Source organism: Wolbachia endosymbiont of Drosophila mauritiana, from assembly GCF_004795975.1.
Taxonomy (GTDB): domain Bacteria; phylum Pseudomonadota; class Alphaproteobacteria; order Rickettsiales; family Anaplasmataceae; genus Wolbachia.
This window is the reverse complement of the sequence record NZ_CP034335.1, coordinates 655719-676130: the sequence shown is the minus strand read 5'-3', so window position 1 is coordinate 676130 and position 20412 is coordinate 655719. Positions and strand designations below refer to the sequence as shown.

Genomic DNA, 20412 nt, shown 5'->3' with positions numbered 1-20412 from the left:
GAAAAATGTTTAATATAGGTCTTTCAGAAATTTTAGTTGTAGCTTTAGTGAGTATAATTGTTCTTGATAAAAGTAAAGTACCTGTATTTCTTAATCTTATTAAAAATATATATAGGTATTTCTGGGTTGTAAAATCAAGAGTTAGGAAATTGTTGAAGGATACCGGAATTAAAGAATTATATGAAGAGCATAACGTTGAAAAAGTCAATTACATAATTGGTGAAGATGGCAAGCTTTATCCTACTTACAATGTAGATAGTAAAAAAAATGACAGCAAAAATCCTAGTAGTAGATGATATACCATCTAATGTTAAGCTTTTGGAGGCTCAGCTAAAAGCAGAGTACTATACAGTTATTGTAGCTTATGATGGCGAGGAGGCGATAGATTTAGTAGCGGAACAGCAGCCAGATATTATCTTACTTGATGTCATGATGCCAAAAATGAGTGGTTTTGAGGTTTGTAAGAAGCTAAAGAATGATCCCTTAACGACTTATATTCCAATAATTATGGTAACTGCGCTGCATGACACTCATGATAGAGTGGAAGGAATTAATGCTGGTGCAGATGACTTTCTAACTAAGCCGATAGATGAAACTGCTTTATCTGCAAGAATTAAGTCTCTTGTGCGCTTAAAGATGATAATAGATGAGTTGTGCTTGAGAGGAGAAACTAATGCTGAGATTGGTGGAGTAGCAGAAAGCAGTATTATGGATTATTCTAATCAGATTTTTGATGCTAACATACTTGTTGTAGATGAGGACACCTTTCAAGCAGAGCAGATACACAATGTTCTAAAGCAACGCTTCAGATCAATTAAAATACTGCACGATCCAAAAGAAGCATTAAAGGTTGGTATTAAGGATAATTACGACCTGATTATTTCTGACATGCAGTTTTCAAAAACTGACGGCCTACGGTTGTGTTCTAAGTTTCGTAGTAAAGTAGAAACACGTTATACACCAATTCTGATCCTTTCTGAAGATTATGATAAAAGCAATTTAGTAAAGGCACTTGATGTAGGTGCTAATGATTATTTAACAGTACCTTTAGATGAGAGTGAATTAATAGCTAGGGTTAATTTGCAAGTGAAACGCAAAAGGTATCAAGATGCCTTGAGAATGAATTTATTTAATAATATGGAAATGTCTATAAAGGATCCATTAACTAACTGTTATAATAGAAGATATTTTGATGCACACTTAAGAAATATTGTTAAGGATTCTGTGGAAAAAGATAGAAGTTTATCTCTTATGATACTTGATATAGATTATTTTAAGATGGTGAATGATAACTTTGGGCATAATGCTGGAGATGAACTTTTAAAGGAAATACAGAAAAGAATTTCTGAAAATATCAGAGTGACAGATTTATTAGCTAGGTTTGGTGGTGAGGAATTTGTTGTTGTAATGCCAGATACCAATGTATCAGATGCGTATACTATCGCAGAGAGAATAAGGAAAATTATTGCCAAAGAACCTTTTATACTTGTGGGTAAAAATACAACCCATAATGTAACTGTGAGCATTGGAATTTCAGCAATGCAAAGATCTGACCTCGATGATGTTAAAAAATTTATAGTACGTGCTGACAAATATTTATATAAAGCAAAAAACAGTGGTAGAAATAGAGTGGTTACTGGTTGAAGTTCTTTCAAATAAGTAGTAACTAAGATTCAAATGATAGCATAAAATTTCTCAACTCCGGAAATTTCGCATTTAACTGCAGAAATAGATATTTATTTAAAAAATACCCTGTAATTTTTAACCCTAGTCTGAATTCTTGATATGAGTAGCTATTTTGTAGGTTGTTATTGTATACATCATGCAACATCTGTGGAAAAGGTAGTAATTTATCTGCATAACAGTCACCTACTTTTTTTGACACTGCTCTACCAGTTTTTGGAGAAATAAATTGTAGATTTTCTTTCACACCTGTTACAGCACATTTTGATAGGTCTAACTTAAATCCAAGTTGCGTAAGAAGCAGAAGCTCTAAGTTAAGGTAATGACTTTGCCAAAACTGGCTATTATGTTTTATTACATCGATGAAGTGTCTAAAATTATCATACAACTTGATGCAGGATTCACTTTCTGGAAGCACTTTTTCTAATATAGACGAGAAAGAAACAATAGCAATGCTTTTTAACCTATCTTGAAAGAAATGATGAAATGGAGATTCAATCAATTCGCACTTTAAAAAACCTAGATTTTCAGGTAGCTTAGCACTCCATTCTGCATGTAATAGATTACTTACTTGAAACTTATAATTGCTATTGTTTGTTAACCTAGTTAATCCTCTGCACTTTCCATGATTTTTTGTAAATAGAGAAAGAATTAAATTTTTATCACCGTATTTTTTAACAGCTATAATAACACCTTCATCTTTCCATCTCATTTAGAGTATATTGACCATATGATATTATAGAGATAATAAAATTAGTGTAGCAAATTTGAGTTTAAGTCAACTGAAATATATTGACTTTATGTGCAATATTAGCTTTAAACCAGTAAAACAAGCTGCTTAACATATGCGCCCTCTCTATTTTAATTATATTCTTTTTTTGTCTCTATGTTGTTTTTTGCTTTTTTCAATGAAAGCCCAAACGGATGATTCGTCAGTTATTCCTATACCACAAAGAAAAAAAGAATTAGTTGAGTTAGTACAACCGAGGCAAATTATTGAAATACAGGAATTTGATGAGGGTATTCCAATTCCCAAAAGAAAAAAGGGTGTAGAAAGAAAACTAAGAGAAGACATCAAAGAGGTGAAAAATGAAATAAGAGATAAGAAAAATATTGAGAACAAAGATGATGAATTGGCTGTAACAGAAATTATTAATTCTATAAGGGATAAACTGACAGAGTGTTGGAGCATTCCTGAGGGCATAGTTTATAAAGAAAATTTTAGTATAAAAATTAACTTATTATTATCCAGTAAAGGCGAGATCGTTGTAGCCAACGTAGCAGATAGTAGTTCTTATCAAAATAATCCTCTTTTTAGATCAGCAGCAGATAATGCAATGCGTGCAGTGTATAAATGTAGCCCGTTAATTGGCTTACCTGCTGAGCATCATCACATTTGGCGCGAAGTCACGTTAGATTTTATTCTAAATAGGTGAATTTACGTTACCTAAATTAGTTACTTGTGATAAAAAATAGATCAGCAAATTTTCAATCAACAACAGCTAAAGACCTTTCTGCAACGTTGATTTCTCTTATATCTGTAACTTCGTCATTCTGATTAAACGAAATTTGCAGAGACTTACTACTGTACTTCCTTTTTCCCAAGAAGTTAGCTTGTTTAATTTTATATGAGACATAGTACCAAACATTTTCGTCGAATTTTGATACTAATGTTGGCGATCCTAAAGTATGAACCACTTTTTCTCTATCATCACCTACTTTTATTTTGCTCCACAGTTCAACATTAATGCCAGGAACTCCGTGATTATGGATAGTGTGCATGCAGCCTACTGAAAACAGCAAAACAGAAAATATTAATACTCGCATTTTGTCAATTAATTATTTGAAATCATAATACACTGATAAACTATCTGTCGTCAAATTTCAAAAAAGTTAAATTGACTGATTCTCAATATCATTTAATATAATATTTACTTCAAAATAATTAGGTACCTTATGTCATTGCTAGAAGCAGATCCAATATACAAGCCTTTTAATTATCCTTGGGCATATGATGCATGGTTGCAGCAACAAAGGATACACTGGATACCTGAAGAAGTTCCGCTTGCTGATGATGTGAAAGATTGGAAGACTAAACTTTCGAATGTAGAGAAAAATTTATTGACCCAGATTTTTAGGTTTTTTACTCAAGCAGATATTGAAGTAAATAACTGCTATATGAGGCATTATTCAAATATATTTAAGCCAACAGAAATATGTATGATGCTTGCAAGCTTTTCCAATATGGAGACTATACACATTGCAGCCTATTCATACCTTCTAGATACGATTGGCATGCCAGAAAGTGAATATCAAGCATTCTTAAAATATGATGCTATGAGAAAGAAGTATGAATACATGTTAGAATTTGAGGAAAGTAAAAAGCACGATAAAAAACATGTTGCTAAAACTTTAGCAGTATTTGGTGCCTTCACTGAAGGATTGCAGTTATTTGCATCATTTGCAATTTTGCTCAATTTTCAACGATTTGGAAAAATGAAAGGTATGGGGCAAATAATTGCTTGGTCAGCACGTGACGAAACCTTGCACACCAATTCAATTATCAATTTGTTCAATACATTTATTAAAGAGAATAATGAAATTTGGAATGACGAGTTCAAAGAAGAATTATATTCTGCATGTCGCACTATTGTTGAACTTGAAGATGAATTTATAAGTCTTGCTTTTGATTTAGGAGATGTTGAAGGGCTATCTGCAGAGGAAGTGCGCAATTATATACGTTACATAGCAAACAGAAGGTTAACGCAATTAGGTCTTAAATCTATATATAATGTTAAAGATAACCCTATTCCGTGGCTTGATGAAATACTAAATGGCGTGGAACATACAAATTTCTTTGAAAATAGAGTAACAGAGTATAGCCGTGCAGCGACTCAAGGCACTTGGGAGGAAGCTTTTGCTAAAAACGATACAAAAAGTGAATAGCAGTAACTTCGGTTCTGTCGCATTTGTAGGGAAGTAGAAAGAAGAATGATATAATTGTCTAAAAATAAAGCAAAGATGTTTCGTATCAATCAAAAATTATTGCCATACTTCAAAGGATTTAGCTTTTCAGCGATGTTATCTGTATACATGAAATGTCGATTCTCTTTGAGCTATCGAGATTTGGAAGAAATTATGAGTATAAGGGGAGCAAAAATTGACCATGCTACGTTACAAAGTGGTTTATTACCACTGATAGATTAGGCAGTAAGGAAAAGAAAGAAGCAGGTTGGTAGTAGTTGGAGAGACCTACATTAAATTAAACGGTAAATGGGTTTATTTATATAGAGCACTATTGGTAATACTGTAGACTTCCTCTTGTGTGTTAGTAGAGACAAGTCTGCAGCACTTGCATTCTTTCGTAAAGCCTTCAGGAGTAACTATCTTCCTGAGAAAATTGTCATTGATAAAAGCGGCAGTAATACTGCTGCTCTTGATGATTTGAATGCAGAAATTTGAGCAATGTATAACTTCAAGGCGCAACACTGCTGATACACCATTTTTAGTGATTGGGCAGAGAATCTCTGTTTACGACATCTTTGGTTATTTGGATAAAAAGTCAGAGAGGCAGTTTGAAAAGATCATCATTCCAGCAGTGCTAGAAGATGGCACCAGCATTGATGAAAACAGACTGCCGATGGAGGAGCTAAGAATTAAGGAAAAGGCAGAGCCTTATGTCTATCAATCGCAATATATGCAGGATCCTCCAGAGCCTAAATGGCAAATATTTAATGAAAAATATTTTCAAAAGATTGATTTTGCTTATGAGAAGATTGGCGAAAAAGATCTGGTGGCGTTCATCGATCTCAACAGTGGTTCGCTTAAAACACTTGATAGAACAGCGGTAGGAGTGTTTCAGCCGTTCTTTACGAAAAGTGAGTTTCAGCCAAAAAGATGTGGAGTATGGGTGGATTTATTGGCAAGAAAGCTTGACCCGAGTACAGTTGAACACGATATTCATGAGTTTCTAAGTAAATACGAAGATAGGCTACATGGAGTAGTCGTGGAAGAACACGATATAGGGTTTAAGGTGATAGCAGATCTAAGGACGTTACTGCCAAACACACTCATTTTAGGCTCAAGAAGAACGAGGTCAAAGATGGAAGTGTTTCAATCTTGTAGTCAGTTTGTTGAGCAAGGTCATATCTTTCTTGAGAAAGCGGAAAGAGATTTTCATTATTTAATCTTCGACGAATTTGAAAAGATTCATACTGAAACTGAGTTTACCGATGATATAGCTGATGTCCTCAGTGAGTTCATCATGTGGTTCCCCGAAAAAAACCGTCTTGGGATACCTTGTCCTGATGACATGTATAATCATAAAGTGTTAAAGAACGACGCTGTCTCTGTGCGAGCAAAAGCACCTTTTTCTTGTTTGAGTGTTTGTGATACTTAGTTAGATTATTGACTTTATTATTAAAATATATAATAATTAAAGTATATTATTATTTTCAGTAGGAGAGAGTTTGATATGCCATTAACAGAAAAACAAATGGGAGATTTATTTTCAAAATTACATAAAAAATTCAGAGAGGCTGATGATGTTGATCAATCTTTAAGAGAAATAGAAAACGAAAAAGATTTTCTTCGTGTCCTTTCAAGATTTTATGTGAAAGATGGAGATACAATTCTTGGATCTTACGAATCATTAAAGGTAAAGCAAGTTCAAGCAGTTTTAAATCGTGCGAAAGAACTAGATATTTCTCTTGCAGAAATTTTAAATGCGCGAGTTTTTTTATTAAGTTTTAATAGTGAAAATAAAAAAAGAGAAAATATCTCACTATATCAATGCTTTCTTAGAAATGATTTTAAATTTCTGCCAGAAGTTTTAAAGGCAATTCATGAAAGTTACAAATTAGAATCACTTTGGAGAGATATAACCTTAGAGAATTGTGAAAAGATTAAAACTAAATTAGATGGAGATGAGCATAAAGACGTGCTAGGTAAAATCGATCGAATTGAAAATATCATGGCAGAAGAAGAACGATCTGAAACAAGTAGCTTATTTAGTAGTGATGGAAGTGATTTAATTCTCATAAATGATGATGATATGGAAGATAAAAATAAGCCAGTTAGTAAAGCAATTGTTGCTGGTGCTATTTGTGGTGTTATAGCTGGATTAGCAGTTGGTGGTGGGCTTTTTGCTGCTGGTGTTGCATTACTAATACTGGCTCTAATTGGCATAGCGGTAGCTGCTGCTCTAGTAACAGGACTTGTTGCTGGTGGTATTACATATGTAATATCTAGTAAGATAGAAAATCCTGACACATCAAGGTTGGAAAAAGAACAAGATTTGCAGCCAAATTAAGTAAAAGGAAGAAAAGACTTCTTCCTTTTCTCCAAATTTTTTAAGGTATCTAGATACCCTTAACAGGATTTTAGATACCTTATCTTACGATATATATAACCATAAACTCGCACAAAAGCACCTTTTGCTTGTTTTAGTTATTCACAGAATTGTTAATAACTAAGTTGATAACCTAGTAGAGTACATAATTTTACATTTCTGAGTACTTTGGAGATCTATAATAAATATGATCTCCAAGTACTAATATATATATAATTGAGAACAAAAAAACTGTGGATAACTCTGAAAAAGATCAAAAAAGGCATCAAAAAGAATATGATTAGATTGAAATATTTACAGAAAAACTTACCTAATTGGTAAATATCTCAATACTTTTTAAAAAAAGACAAATAAAGGGCTATGTTAGAACTAAAAATTGAAATTTTAAGTGTTTTTAAAGTAGCAGTTTAATCTTAAAGAGGTACTTTAATAGTTCCTTTTAAGTACTAATCCGGAGGTTCGACAGGTTGTTGTTTAAAAGATTGGTGAATGTTTTTATTAGTATTGAAAATTACATAATGTGTATTATGGAAAATATAAGAAACACACGCTTTCAGCAAGAGAAAATTCAATTTTTGCTCTTCTCAAACAGCATAAAAAAGTGCCTGTTGAACTCCCAGATTAGCATCCAAAAACACTCAAGTATTACTTTAAGAGTATTTAAAATCTTAACTTAAAGACCATTCCTTATCACAACTAAAAAAGATTAAAATTGATATAATTTTTTAGAGTTGTCCACTTTATTATGAATCTCCGAAGTACTCATAATGCGTAAAATATGTATTTCTCTGGGTTATCAACTGAGTTATTCACAATATTGTGGATAACTATCACAAACATTTAAACAAGAAAAAGGGGCTTTTACTCGAATAGATATTTTATAACGTCTTAATGCTAACTCCACCGACATATAAATTTGCGTGGCTTTTTCCAGTATTAAGCAATGCAAGTCCAATATTGTCGACACTAGAGCGTAGTTCTCCTACTTCTTCATTATGTTCACTGATTACTTTAGTGCCAATATTTGGAAGTGCATTTTTTCCCTCAACAAGGTAAAGTTTCCTTCTGAATTTTTCTTGTCTGCTCATTCGATTTACAACTTCCTGACCTATATAGCACCCTTTATTAAAGCTTATACCATTTATCTTATCGATTAAATATTGCAGCGGAAATGATGAATTTTGCACCATATCTTTTGCTCCATCTGGGACAAGGTTTTTAATTCTAACTTTTTCATACTGAATAAAATCTCCAACCGGTTCTTTTATTTCATCTTCATGTATGATCCTCATTCCTAGTAGCTTGTGCCTTGGATCTTGAAAAATAACTTGTGACTTACTACTACACTCCGCCAACTTAGCATCAAACAAAACTCCAACCTTATATAGTGCACTAATGTCTTTAATCTTCACTCTAAGGTAAGTTTTGAGCAAGTCTAATTTTTCAATTATTTGCTGTAGATGGGCATTTTCACACTCCAAATAAATATATTTATCATGCTCAATGAGGAAAAAATCGTACAGATATTTTCCCTGAGGGTTGAGTAATAAAGAGTAAATTGCCTGCTGGCTACTTAATTTATTAATATCATTTGTTATAACACCCTGAAGAAAATCTCTCGTATCTGGTCCGTATAAAGATATTAGACTACGGTTTGCTAGCGGTATGTAACCCATAAAACTTCTGTTCAAACCTTAAATTATACACTTTTACTAACTCCAACCCTTGAAATGTAACCTTTAGATGACTACATAGAATTGTAGGTTAATCTATTAATGAGGAAACATAAATGTCAAGTGTAAATTTAAATGTATTAGATGATAACGTGCTAATAAAGCCTATTACTGAAGAAAAACAAGGTGGAATTGTACTACCATCAAGTGCTGAAAAGAAGCCTACTAAAGGTGAAGTTATAGCAATTGGTGGTGGTTCACGCAACTCAAGCGGAGAGCGTATAGCTTTAACTGTAAAAACTGGTGATAAGGTTTTCTACAGGCAGTGGGCTGGAACAGAAGTAGAGCATGATAATGAAAAGTATGTCGTGATGAAGGAATCAGACCTACTTGCTGTTATCAAGTAGGTATTTCTATTTTACTAAACTAATGCGCTATATAGTGCATTATGTATTTTAATATTCTAAATTTTTTATTAATTTAAGGAGTGATAAAAATGGCTAACATAGTAGTATCAGGCGAACAGTTGCAAGGAGCCTTTCGTGAAGTTGCAGCAATGGTTGACTCAACGGTGGGAGCAACTGCAGGGCCTAGGGGAAATACAATAGGAATTAGCAAGCCATATGGTGGACCAGAGGTCACAAAGGATGGCTATAAGGTAATGAAAGGTATAAAGCCTGAAAAACCATTACACTCTGCGATAGTAAGCACCATTGCTCAAAGTGCTTCTCAGTGTAATGACAAAGTTGGTGATGGTACCACAACATGCTCAATACTGACTAGCAATATGATAATGGAAGCTTCAAAGTCAATTGCAGCTGGAAATGATCGTATTTGTATCAAAAATGGAATACAGAAGGCAAAAGATGTGATATTAAAGGAAATTACATCAATGTCTCGCACAATTTCTTTAGAGAAAATGGATGAAGTTGCACAAGTTGCAATAATTTCTGCAAATGGTGATAAAGATATTGGTAATAGCATTGCTGACGCTGTTAAAAAGGTTGGAAAAGAAGGCGTCATCACTGTTGAAGAGAGTAAGGGTTCAAAAGAATTAGAAGTTGAACTTACAACTGGTATGCAGTTTGACCGTGGTTATCTCTCTCCATACTTTGTTACAAATAATGAAAAGATGAGCGTGGAGCTTGATGATCCATATTTGCTGATTACAGAAAAAAAACTTAATATTATTCAACCTTTACTTCCTATTCTTGAGGCTATTTTTAAGTCTGGTAAACCTTTGTTTATCATTGCAGAAGATGTTGAAGGTGAAGCATTAAGCACTTTAGTGATCAACAAATTACGTGGTCTAAAAGTTGCTGCAGTAAAAGCTCCAGGTTTTGGTGATAGGAGAAAGGAGATGCTCGAAGATATAGCAGCTTTAACAGGTGCTAAGTATGTCATAAAAGATGAGCTTGGAATCAAGATGGAAGATTTGACTCTTGAAGATCTTGGTACTGCTAAAAATGTTAAAATCACTAAAGACAATACCACAATTGTTAGTGAAGACAATAACTATGACAAACAAAACAGAGTAAATGCTAGAATCAACCAAATTAAATCTCAGATTGAAACTTCAACCTCTGATTATGATAAAGAAAAGCTGAGAGAGCGTTTAGCGAAATTATCAGGCGGCGTTGCTGTGCTGAAAGTTGGTGGAGCAACCGAAGTAGAAGTAAAAGAACGCAGAGATAGAGTTGAAGATGCACTTCATGCAACAAGAGCTGCAATTGAAGAAGGGATAGTTCCAGGTGGAGGAGTTGCACTTCTTTACGCTGCATCTGCTCTTGATAAGCTAAAAGCTTCAAGCGATGAAGAGCAAATAGGTATCAACATTGTCAAAAAAGTTCTCAGTGCTCCAATCAAAAGATTGGTTAAAAATGCTGGTCTTGAATCTGCTGTTATAATTGACTATTTGATTAAGCAGAATGATAAAGAGCTTATATACAACGTTGAGGCTATGAACTACGCTAATGCATCAACAGCTGGTGTAATTGATCCGGCAAAAGTAGTTCGTATTGCTTTCGAAACGGCAGTTTCTGTAGCAAGCGCACTTATTACTACTGAATCTATGATAATTGATCTACCAAACAAAGAAGAAAATGCTTCATCACCTATGGGTGCAGGAGCAATGGGCGGAATGGGTGGATTCTAAGTAAACAAGAGCCTTGGAGCAACTTGCTCCAAGGTATCTTTCTAGTTCTAAAAAGTCTTACATTTATAAAGGAAATAAATTTGTGATTTTCTATGCAAAGCCACTACTATTTATATTTGTTACGTCTCTTTAATATTATAACTGCTTAAAAATAAAAAAATAATATATGAAAGTTATACTTGCTAGTATATTTGTATTAGCATAATATTATATTAACAAATGATTTATATAATATTTTTATTATAATAGATAGAACTTAAATTATTTTCTTCATAAATAGAGTATTTATGAAAATACGTATATACTCAATCCTACTTTTACTTTTTTCTTGCACTCAATTGTGCGCTGAAGAAGAAGTTGCAAAATTTGATCTGCTCATTGGTAAGGTAAATAAAGCAAACCTTACCATTGAAGGCGCAATAAAGGTTACAATAAAACCAAGTTGGCATATATATTACAAAGACCCTGGAGATTTCGGCCTTCCTACTTCCTTTGACTGTCAGGGTAACATATCAAATATAGATATTCATTGGCCTACTCCCAAGGAACATGAAGATAAAGTTGGGGAAGTTACATTTGTTAGTAACATATATGAAGATATGGTGTTATTTCCCCTTAAAACTAATATCATTCCAAATAAAGAATATGTTGATATTAACTTTCATATAAAGTACGCAATATGTAAAGATAGGTGTATCCCTAAAAATGCCGAGATAAAAACCAGTCGACCACTAAAGGATTTTATAGATCCCGATATCAATAAACTCATAAATGAGTGGTATGAAAAATAGGGTTCTCATGGGGTAGGTGTTATTCCAGTCTGGAATCTCATTTACTTTTTTGTTCACTATGTGAGGAACTTGGGCCTACAAGTATAATGGTTTCGCATAAAAAATTTAGATCCCAGTGTCACGCACTGGGATGACAAGAAAGGAGCGCTAGGATGACAGAAAGGGGTGCTAGAATGACGGAAACGAAGTCATACATAGAAAATAGGTTAGGTATTTTCAACTTTTGCTATATACTCGAGTAAAAATCTCTCTTTTACAGATGGATACAGTAAAGTTTGTTTTATTACTGCCAACAATACTACTCATACTAGTTGCTGGTGTTTACCTATCGGTTAAACTAAAATGGTTACAGGTGTTTAGACTACCGTATGCCGTTTCACTTATTGGAGCTAAAAGAGGAGAAAATAAATTTTCTTCTATAGCCGCCCTGTTTACAATCTTAGGAGGAAATTTAGGAGTAGGAAACGTTTCAGGCACTGCTGTTGCTCTAAAAACCGGAGGACCGGGCTCTATTTTATGGATGGCAATAATTATTGTTATCACTTCTGTAATAAAATATGTTACTTGTTACCTAAGTATAAAAGCTAGAAAAGAAAAAAATGGAAGGTTTATAGGTGGACCTGTAGCCTACATGACTGATGCATTTAACTCTAGAAAAGCTACAATTGTGTTTCTAGCGATTATGATCATGGCTTCAATAACAGTTGGTAACCTTGTTCAGGTAAACTCTCTATCAATACCACTCAGCATGGTAGATATACCTGTAGTCATCGGCGGCATTGTAATGGCCATAATATTTTTTGTTGTTGCAGCTCTTAGCTTAAAAAAAATTAAAATTTTTATATCGGCTATGATACCGATAATGACGGTAAGTTACCTTACACTTTGTGGTATCATATTATTTAAGTTTAGCGAAAATATTCTTCCTTCTCTAAAACTAATAACAAGCAGTTTTTTTACAACTAGTAGCTTTACATCTGGTTTATCTTTAGGTTTTATTTTAGAAATGTTGACTATTATTCAAGTAGGAACTTTGCGAGGTATTTTTGCAACAGATATAGGGCTTGGTCTTGAAGGGATTGTGCACTCTTCAATTGTTCCTAAGAAAAACAACAATAAATTTATCATTGAACAGAGCCTCATTACAATAATATCTCCTTTTATAGTTGCACTTATAGTGTTCATTACAACAATGGTACTGCTTGTCACGGATTCTTGGATTACTGATTTAGAGAGCACTAATATGTGCATTTTTGCTTTTAGAAAAGCTATGAATTGGCCCTATACTGACTATTTAATTATGGCTATAATGTTTTGTTTTGCCTTTACTACTATCTTTACTTGGTTTTTTTGTTCAAAACAAACAATACGCTATGTATCTATGGATAATAAATACACTAAAATCTGGACTGTAGTTTTTACCTTAATCATTCCACTTGGTGCAATCGGTGGAGTTAAGTTACTCTGGGATATCGCTGATATTTCAATTGCTGCTTTGCTGCTCATAAACATACTTGCTATACTCAAGCTCACTTCTCAAGATCCAGAAGTATTTACTATGAGTAGCAAATACTCGAAGTTGCAAAAACAGAGCTAAAGCAATATTTTAAGTTGTCATCCCAGTCTGTAATCCAGCCTTTCATGAACTTCATCAAAAATGTTATGTTTTAACATAATACTTTTATGCTCACTAACTGAGTGCCACTGGATCCCAGTGTCAGCTACTCAAATGACATACTTTTTGGTGAAAATTACTCTTATATTACAACGTTTGTAGTTATGAATTTGACTATAGGATCAAGTCTAGAAAAATCTAGATTCCAGACTGGGATGACAACTTAAATTGCTTGATGTGAACATAAAATAGCTCATGTCATCACGTTATCAATACAACTTCTTTAATAAAAACTAAATCAATTCCCGTAATAATTGTACTAGCTAAGGCTAAAAGGCAGAGGGTTATTAGTGAGGGAAAATATGAATACTCAAAGCACACAACAATATCATGAATTCATTCGAGGATTTTTTACCTTATTCGATGAAATAAAAAAGGAAGACGACCCAATTTATAATTCCAGAGTTGGTTTTAATGCAGTAAAGTTTCTAATAAAGCACCCTATCTGGAATTTGGAGACAGATGAAGACAAAAATAAAGCTTATGAAATTATTCTTCCAGAGCAGAACAAGATAAAGAAAGCTGAACAAAAGCTTGAAAGTGAAGTTAAAGCAAGGTTAAAAGAGTATGTTGATGATATCGTAGGAGTTTCAATATATGGCGATCACGCAAGTATTACACTGGTAGATGACAAAAAAGAGTTTAAAATCAGCGAGTTTTTAAATAGTGACTTTTGTCAGAAGAAAGGAATTTCGGGATTTTCAACGCTGCATAGTGATGGAAAGAGCGGAATGCACGGTTTTGTTGCCGAAGAAGGAGAAAAAAGAATAAGGCATTATGTTGTAACCGATGGTTCATATGAAATGACTTTGAATTGGTATGACAAAAATGGAAAAAAATGTACTATCAAAATCAAGATTGATAAAGATGGTATAGATCTCACTGAACGTAATGGTGTTACTGAGGAACAATTAAAAGCAAATACAGATGTAAAAATAGGTGGCTTATTCCTATATCAAATACAATTCAAGGAGAAAGGACAAGAACAAGAGAATCAACAATCATCTGAAACTTTCATAGAAAGTGATATTACTAAAGGTATTGGCGTTCAAGCTACTCAAGATCAAGAAGTTGAGTTTAAGCATGCAACGACTAGCACTACAAATTCTAATAACGCATCTGCTAAAAAGATTCCACCGTCACTGCCACCTAGAGCTAGTTCATTACCTAATAATCAGAAAAAAGATGAGTATCAGCCAATACGGATTAATAGTAGAAATAACTACAATTCTCCATATTCTGATGCTTCTTCAAGCAGTACTATTTTCACCAAGTCTGTAATCTACAATCAAGATAATATACAAGAGGATGAACGGTATGACAATCCTACATTTGCTACATTTGGACATGCTGTACCTGGAAGCCGAAAATCAGATGAAAGTGAGCAAATATCTAATAATCGACAAAAAGGTGCAATTTTTGATCCTACAGCTACTGAAAGCGCTGCACCAGCACAAGACGTTGCATTCAAAAAAGTTAAAGAATCACGCAATACTGGAAATAAGCAACCACTAAATGATGTAGCTTCGATTCTTGCATGGAAAGCAAAAAATGAGTTATTACGTAGTGAAAGTGAGTATGATGAAGAATTTTCTGACTTCGAAGATGGTTGGAGCGATAACGAAGATGAGTATATAACGCTTTCAAATCCTCAATCAGATTATAAACAAGAAAAAGATTATCTTAGCACTAAGGAAAACGAAGAAAGAGGAAACGATAAACAAAAAGAAACCGAACAAGAAAATGAATCTCTAGAATACAGCTCAACAGACATAAAAACAAACGATTCGGGCTATTCATCTCCAACTCACTCTAATCATGAAAAATCTCGAGTAAATTCTGGACAGTTAAAAGCGAGCCTAATGAATGTTGAACAAAGAGATGATACCCTACTTACGGAATTTACCAGTAAGTTGGGTAAAGAAACTCAGAAATTCCTGCTAAAACCAGTAAATCAAAAGAAAATGAGTGGGCAAACAAAAGAACATTTATTAGCAGCTGGATTGCTAAAAGACAATGCAGCGGAGAAAGAAATAAACGACTCAGGTTACTCATCTCCAACTTACACTAGCCACGATAATTTTCAGGTAAATCCTGAACAATTAGAGAGGAAATTAGAAACCATTGAACCAAAAGATACATTGGAAAAATTGAATAAAGGATTGAGAGAACCTTCACACCAGGCTACTAAAGATTTATTCTCAGAAAGTATGTTGAAAGAAATAAAAGAAGGTAAAAAATATGACCCTGTACGTAAGTTATTAGAAAGAAAAGTGGCAGAACAAGAAAATGATAATACTAATCTGACTATAGACAAAAATAGTGAACTATATAAATTGCTAGAAAAAGATGCAGTACAACTGAAAGCTGGAATAGTAGAAGAGGAAAGAAAAGATACTTTAACAGAACGCAATGATAGTCCTGATCGCAATAGAATTGCATTAGCAAACAAGAATAAAAAATTACTTTGGATTAAACGTATTGCTGAGCAACAGGAAAAAGATGATGGTATTTCAATATAGGCAAAAATAATTACTTAGCAAGCAATGGGTTTCATGTAATGGTAACCCTATTACAGAAGAGTATGAGCCACGTAAAAATAATACAAACATTCCTGCAAGACCTTGTATGTTGCACCCCCCTGCCCTGTTTTTCCACTCTTCTGATGCTAAATAATATTTAATTTCTTGTTCGCTGAGACGCTTAAATTTCACTATTGTAACTACAGTCCTAATATGCTGTTTAGATTGATCAGGAGTTAATAAACACACACTGGTGTATACTCTATGCCTTCTTCCTGATAACAAGCGAACGCATTTTTCTGCTTGCTCAACGTTTTCAGCTTTGAGCAGTATCCTTCTACCACAAGCAACAACTGTATCAACACCAAGCACAAAGTAATTTGGATTTGCACTTTGTATTTTCTCGGCTTTACTTTTTGCCATACGGATTGAGTAATCTTTTGGCAGCTCTTTCTTCAAAGGTGATTCATCTGTATCTGCTGGCAAAACCAAACCTGGCTTAATATTTATTTGTTTTAGTAAGGCTACTCGCCTTTCTGATGATGAAGCAAGAATAAGATTATCTAGAGATTGTTCTATCACTTGAGCCTTTTTATTATCCTACCCTTTCTTGCATTCCTATCATAAATACTCATCTCAACTAACACTCTATCGCCTATAATGATACGTATTTTACTTCTTCTCACTCTTCCTGATACATGACAGATAATCTCATGTTCATTGTCCAGCTTCACTCTAAATTCTGCTGCAGGTAGTAAAGCAGTTACTGCCCCTCCCACTTCAAAAATTGTTTTTGATTTGTCTTCTTTTATCATTGTCGTATTATAATTTAATAATCTTTTTCAGTCTACTATAGATTTTAAATTATTATCAATACAAGAGATTTTTATACTCTACTTGAGTATTGCTCTTGCAACTTAACTCCAATCATCTCCTTAACAATGCAAGAGGAAAGCGAGCTACCTACGCTTCTACTCTCTGCTACCTTCTCAATAGAACTTATGTTAGAAGATGAATCATTATCACAATTTTCCTCATCGCTATCAAGTCCACTATCAAAACTTGAAGATCTGGATAACTCTGTCTTCTTTTGTGAGGCACTATCAGGCTCACTAAAAACGTTTCCTGCTAGAGTATAAAATTGATGATTGAAGCTTCTTTGTTCAATAGAACTCATGTTAGAAGATAAACCATTATCACTACCATATCCGCCATCAGAGCTTGAAGATCTGAGTAACGTCATCTTTTCTTCCAGTGGAACACAAGACTCATTATTAGTCTCATTAAAAATATTTCTTGTTGGAGTATAAAATTGATTATTTAGGCTTCTTTGTTCATCAGCATGAATTTTTTCTTCCAGTCCATCAGCTATTTCTACAACTTTATCATCCCATTCATTCTCACACTCTAGCTTGCTTCTTAACTCTTCAACTTCCCATGCTAGTTTGCATATCCCTTGTTCATAAGATTCCAGTTGTGCTTTATGCTCATCTTTCAACTCTTGCACTTGAAGTTTTAAATTGCTTATATACTGCTCCTTTTCCTTCATTATGTGTGCTGCTTCTTTTAACTTGTCTTCTAACTCCTTCTTTTCTGTATTAACATCTTTTAGCTTACCCTCTAGCTTTCCTTTTGCTTCACATACATTTTTAAGTTCTTGTGCTTTCTCTTGTAACTCTGCTAACACACTTGCTAACTTTTCATCTTTTTGTGCCAGTTCAGTTTGCAATTCTGTGTTTTTTCGCTCTTCTTTTCCAAAACTGTTTTGTAAATCAGTTATTTGTTGTGAAGCAACTTCTGGTTTTTCAGTGTGCTGTAAATTGACTTCCAATGCATTGCTATTAATAGAAGGAGAAGAAGGAAGGCTATTATCAGCATCAACTTTATGATCTAACTTCCCCTCTGGTTCCTTACCTTGATAAGCCACCATAGATTCATTGTAAAAATTAATAGGAGTAGCCCTATCCTCTTCTAGTGATTCCATTACAGCATCATATAAGGAGAGGAGAGATGGTATGAATAAGTATTGCTTGGTTGTAAGCAAGAGAAGATAATAACTTCTCAGAGTGGACTAGGTGGCAGGTTGGATATTTTTCTGAAGCACTTTCTGCTCTTATATGAAGAATAGAAAGAAGACTTCGTAGGAGAGATTAACTGCCCCTGCCACCGAAAATCATCGTGAGGCTCACAAAATGTGATGTGATGACCTCGTATAGGAGTTTGGAACAACTGGCAATATTCTACTCTGATATATTGAAATATGCAATTGGAGGAAAAAATATGCGTCACATTGGAGTTGATTTACATACCAATAGTTTTACTGCTTGTTACTTACAGGAAGGGAAACCTGAGCATATTCAAACGTTTCGCTTAAAAGACTTGGATAATTTCACCAAAGATCTTCAAGAAACAGATGAAGTAGCCATAGAAGCAACAGGTAATAGCTGTTTCTTTTATGATGCAGTTTCACCTTACGTTAAATGCATAGTAATAATTGCTCCTGGGCAGTTTGAAGTTGTTCGTCGCTCTGTGAACAAAACAGATAAGCATGATGCACGAGCTATTGCTTTCTTTCTCAGCAAAGATATGTTGCCTGAGGCAAGGTGCAAAAACAAACAATGCCAGCAGTTAGCTTCTCTTCTTCAAACGAGAGATCAGTTAGTAAAGTCACGGGTATCTTTAATCAATAAAGTTCATGGTCTTTTTAATTACCATGGAATAAAAATTAAAAAAGAAGTACTTACAACTAAAGTAGGATTTGAACGTGCTACTCAAAAGCATAATTGGGATCCTTTAGAAAAAGTTGAAATTGAAGTGATTAGCTATCATTTAGAAGCTATCCGAGAAAGCCTTAAAAAGCTTGAAAAGGAAATTATAGCTTTCGCTAAACAACTTCCTGGGTTCAGCAATCTTATCAGCATAAAGGGAATAGGTCCAATTTCTGCAGCTGTTTTTATTGTAACAATTGGAGACATTAATGATTTCCGTAGACCTGAGAAACTTACTGCATATTTTGGAGTTGTACCAAGAGTTTCTCAATCTAATCAGCAATGTACAATTGGAAGAATTACCAAACGAGGGTCAAAAATAGCGCGTACTTCTTTAGTTCAATGTACTTGGATTGCTGTACGTTACAGTCCTTACTTGAAAAGCTTTTATGAACATATAAAAAAGAAGCGTGGTTCTGCTAAGGCTATAACTGCTACTGCTAGAAAATTTCTTATAACTATTTTCTACACTCTTAAAAATAACTGGGTTTTTAAAGATTTTACAAAATTTGAAATTTCTATTGGACAATAATCATAGGAGTTGAACATGACAAAGGAATTATGTGATGAGTTAAGAGATGAAATAGAAAAAGGAAAAAACAGTAATGTTGCTCCTATTCTTAAGAAAATTGAACAAGAAGGTGTATTAAAAGAAGTTCTTACCACTGCAAATATAATTAAAAAGTTCCAAAGTGGTAGTAAGTGGACTTTCACACCGCTTGGCTATGCTATAGATACTCAAAATCAGGAAAGCATTAGAGCTATTCTAGACGTAGCTGAAAAAGATAAAGAGGTGCTAAAAGAAGTTCTTACCACTGCAAATATAATTAAAAAGTTCCAAAGTGGTAGTAAGTGGACTTTCACACCGCTTGGCTATGCTATAGATACTCAAAATCAGGAAGGTACTAGAGCTATTCTAGACGTAGCTGAAAAAGATAAAGAGGTACTAAAAGAAGTTCTTACTACTGCAAATCTGATTGTAAAGTTATCCGGTTGTCTAGAATATATTCTAACACCGCTTGGCTATGCTATAGATAATATAAATAATGAAAATCAGGAAGGTACTAGAGCTATTCTAGACGTAGCTGAAAAAAATAATATATTAAAAGAAGTTTTTGTTGGTATAGAAGAAGAATATGATCATAAAAGACTTAAGGAGATTTTAGAAACATTAAAAAATCAAGAGCAGAATGAAGAGCAAAAAACTAAAATTGATGGTTGGCTAGAAATACTTGCAAAGAACGTACCTAGTAATCACAAAAGTGATAAACATCCTTTAGCGCCCGAAAGTAGCATACCTAAAGCTGAAGAAAATATAGCTAATAATGAAGGTATGTTTAAAATTGAAAGTAATATATCTAAAATAGAGAATAGTGATAAATATCCTCAGAAAGACACAGTAAAAACTATTAATAGATCAATAATGATTGGTAGTGTTTGTGGTGTTGTAGCTGCATTAGCAGCTGGTGGTGGATGTTTTGCTGCTGGTGTTGCATTACCAATATTGGCTTTAATTGGCATAGCTGTAGCAGCTGCGTTAGTAATAGGAGTTATTGCTGGTGGTATTACATATTCAGTATTAAAGCCTTGTAGTGAATTAGATAAGCCTAGTTCAGAAGCAGCTAGACAGCAAGTGGATGGAATTTGCTAACAAAAGCTCTAGTTAATCTTAAAAATCTTACTGAACTGCACTTGTGTGATAATGGAATCGGTGATGAAGGAGCGAAAGCTTTAGCTAATCTCATAAATCTTACTAGACTTAATTTAAGTGAGAACAACATTGGTGATGAATGAG

20 protein-coding genes and 1 pseudogene are annotated in these 20412 nt (G+C 33.9%); 15 read left to right on the top strand and 6 right to left on the bottom strand.

What is annotated here, in order from left to right:
• Positions 1-5 precede the first annotated feature (5 nt).
• The gene (gene tatB, locus EJB00_RS03330; protein ID WP_015587715.1) at positions 6-296 is read left to right on the top strand and encodes a Sec-independent protein translocase subunit TatB; all 291 of its coding nucleotides are present in this window, start codon (positions 6-8) and stop codon (positions 294-296) included.
• A complete protein-coding gene (locus tag EJB00_RS03325; protein WP_135352783.1) occupies positions 268-1644 on the top strand; it encodes a PleD family two-component system response regulator in 1377 nt (458 codons plus the stop codon). The genes tatB and EJB00_RS03325 overlap by 29 nt, the downstream gene beginning before the upstream one ends.
• A gap of 22 nt (positions 1645-1666) precedes the next feature.
• On the opposite strand, the gene recO is transcribed toward EJB00_RS03325, so the two are convergent.
• The gene (recO, locus tag EJB00_RS03320) at positions 1667-2395 is read right to left on the bottom strand and encodes a DNA repair protein RecO (protein WP_015587713.1); all 729 of its coding nucleotides are present in this window, start codon (positions 2393-2395) and stop codon (positions 1667-1669) included.
• A 196-nt stretch (positions 2396-2591) separates the two neighbouring features.
• Between recO and EJB00_RS03315 the strand changes: the two genes are divergently transcribed.
• Positions 2592-3119 (top strand): hypothetical protein, encoded by a 528-nt coding sequence (locus tag EJB00_RS03315; RefSeq protein ID WP_135352782.1) that lies wholly within the window; start codon positions 2592-2594, stop codon positions 3117-3119.
• A gap of 52 nt (positions 3120-3171) precedes the next feature.
• Here EJB00_RS03315 and EJB00_RS03310 read toward each other — a convergent pair whose 3' ends face one another.
• Positions 3172-3510 (bottom strand): outer membrane protein assembly factor BamE, encoded by a 339-nt coding sequence (locus EJB00_RS03310; RefSeq protein ID WP_015587711.1) that lies wholly within the window; start codon positions 3508-3510, stop codon positions 3172-3174.
• Between the two features lie 129 nt (positions 3511-3639).
• Between EJB00_RS03310 and EJB00_RS03305 the strand changes: the two genes are divergently transcribed.
• From EJB00_RS03305 to EJB00_RS03290, 4 genes and pseudogenes are all read left to right on the top strand, one after another.
• A complete protein-coding gene (locus EJB00_RS03305; RefSeq protein ID WP_006013958.1) occupies positions 3640-4629 on the top strand; it encodes a ribonucleotide-diphosphate reductase subunit beta in 990 nt (329 codons plus the stop codon).
• A 75-nt stretch (positions 4630-4704) separates the two neighbouring features.
• A pseudogene (locus EJB00_RS03300) lies at positions 4705-5142 on the top strand (IS6 family transposase); the annotation flags it as partial.
• Complete coding sequence (locus EJB00_RS03295; protein ID WP_041581303.1) at positions 5132-6082, top strand: hypothetical protein; 951 nt, start codon at positions 5132-5134, stop codon at positions 6080-6082. The pseudogene EJB00_RS03300 and the gene EJB00_RS03295, both read left to right, overlap by 11 nt.
• Positions 6083-6157: 75 nt before the next feature.
• Entirely contained in the window at positions 6158-6994 is an 837-nt protein-coding gene (locus EJB00_RS03290) for an SLC41A family transporter (RefSeq protein ID WP_135353083.1), read from the top strand.
• A gap of 917 nt (positions 6995-7911) precedes the next feature.
• On the opposite strand, the gene ygfZ is transcribed toward EJB00_RS03290, so the two are convergent.
• Positions 7912-8709, bottom strand: coding sequence for a CAF17-like 4Fe-4S cluster assembly/insertion protein YgfZ (gene ygfZ / locus EJB00_RS03280; protein ID WP_135353082.1), 798 nt, complete (start codon positions 8707-8709; stop codon positions 7912-7914).
• A gap of 113 nt (positions 8710-8822) precedes the next feature.
• Here ygfZ and EJB00_RS03275 point away from each other — a divergent pair, with 113 nt between their 5' ends.
• From EJB00_RS03275 to EJB00_RS03255, 5 genes are all read left to right on the top strand, one after another.
• The gene (locus EJB00_RS03275) at positions 8823-9113 is read left to right on the top strand and encodes a co-chaperone GroES (protein ID WP_006012576.1); all 291 of its coding nucleotides are present in this window, start codon (positions 8823-8825) and stop codon (positions 9111-9113) included.
• Between the two features lie 89 nt (positions 9114-9202).
• Positions 9203-10861 (top strand): chaperonin GroEL, encoded by a 1659-nt coding sequence (groL, locus tag EJB00_RS03270; RefSeq protein WP_015587708.1) that lies wholly within the window; start codon positions 9203-9205, stop codon positions 10859-10861.
• A gap of 287 nt (positions 10862-11148) precedes the next feature.
• Complete coding sequence (locus EJB00_RS03265) at positions 11149-11652, top strand: protein-disulfide reductase DsbD domain-containing protein (protein WP_135353081.1); 504 nt, start codon at positions 11149-11151, stop codon at positions 11650-11652.
• A 259-nt stretch (positions 11653-11911) separates the two neighbouring features.
• On the top strand, positions 11912-13249 hold the full coding sequence (locus EJB00_RS03260; RefSeq protein WP_015587706.1) for an alanine:cation symporter family protein: 1338 nt from the start codon (positions 11912-11914) through the stop codon (positions 13247-13249).
• Positions 13250-13629: 380 nt separating this feature from the next.
• On the top strand, positions 13630-15849 hold the full coding sequence (locus tag EJB00_RS03255; RefSeq protein WP_015587705.1) for a hypothetical protein: 2220 nt from the start codon (positions 13630-13632) through the stop codon (positions 15847-15849).
• Here EJB00_RS03255 and EJB00_RS03250 read toward each other — a convergent pair.
• The 3 genes from EJB00_RS03250 to EJB00_RS03240 form a co-directional block, all read right to left on the bottom strand.
• On the bottom strand, positions 15841-16431 hold the full coding sequence (locus EJB00_RS03250; protein ID WP_015587704.1) for a Maf family nucleotide pyrophosphatase: 591 nt from the start codon (positions 16429-16431) through the stop codon (positions 15841-15843). The two genes, EJB00_RS03255 and EJB00_RS03250, sit on opposite strands and share 9 nt — an antisense overlap.
• Positions 16428-16664 (bottom strand): translation initiation factor IF-1, encoded by a 237-nt coding sequence (gene infA / locus EJB00_RS03245; RefSeq protein WP_135353080.1) that lies wholly within the window; start codon positions 16662-16664, stop codon positions 16428-16430. The genes EJB00_RS03250 and infA overlap by 4 nt, the downstream gene beginning before the upstream one ends.
• Positions 16665-16735: 71 nt before the next feature.
• Positions 16736-17833, bottom strand: coding sequence for a hypothetical protein (locus tag EJB00_RS03240; RefSeq protein WP_225416324.1), 1098 nt, complete (start codon positions 17831-17833; stop codon positions 16736-16738).
• A gap of 296 nt (positions 17834-18129) precedes the next feature.
• On the opposite strand from EJB00_RS03240, the gene EJB00_RS03235 reads away from it, so the two are divergent.
• From EJB00_RS03235 to EJB00_RS03225, 3 genes are read left to right on the top strand one after another with little or no spacing between them, the layout of a single operon-like run.
• Entirely contained in the window at positions 18130-19149 is a 1020-nt protein-coding gene (locus tag EJB00_RS03235) for an IS110 family RNA-guided transposase (protein ID WP_135352712.1), read from the top strand.
• 15 nt (positions 19150-19164) lie between these two features.
• Complete coding sequence (locus EJB00_RS03230; RefSeq protein WP_136132831.1) at positions 19165-20268, top strand: magnesium transporter; 1104 nt, start codon at positions 19165-19167, stop codon at positions 20266-20268.
• Positions 20262-20411, top strand: a complete 150-nt coding sequence (locus EJB00_RS03225) for a leucine-rich repeat domain-containing protein (protein ID WP_135352834.1) — start codon at positions 20262-20264, stop codon at positions 20409-20411. Before EJB00_RS03230 ends, EJB00_RS03225 begins: the two co-directional genes overlap by 7 nt.
• Position 20412 lies beyond the last annotated feature (1 nt).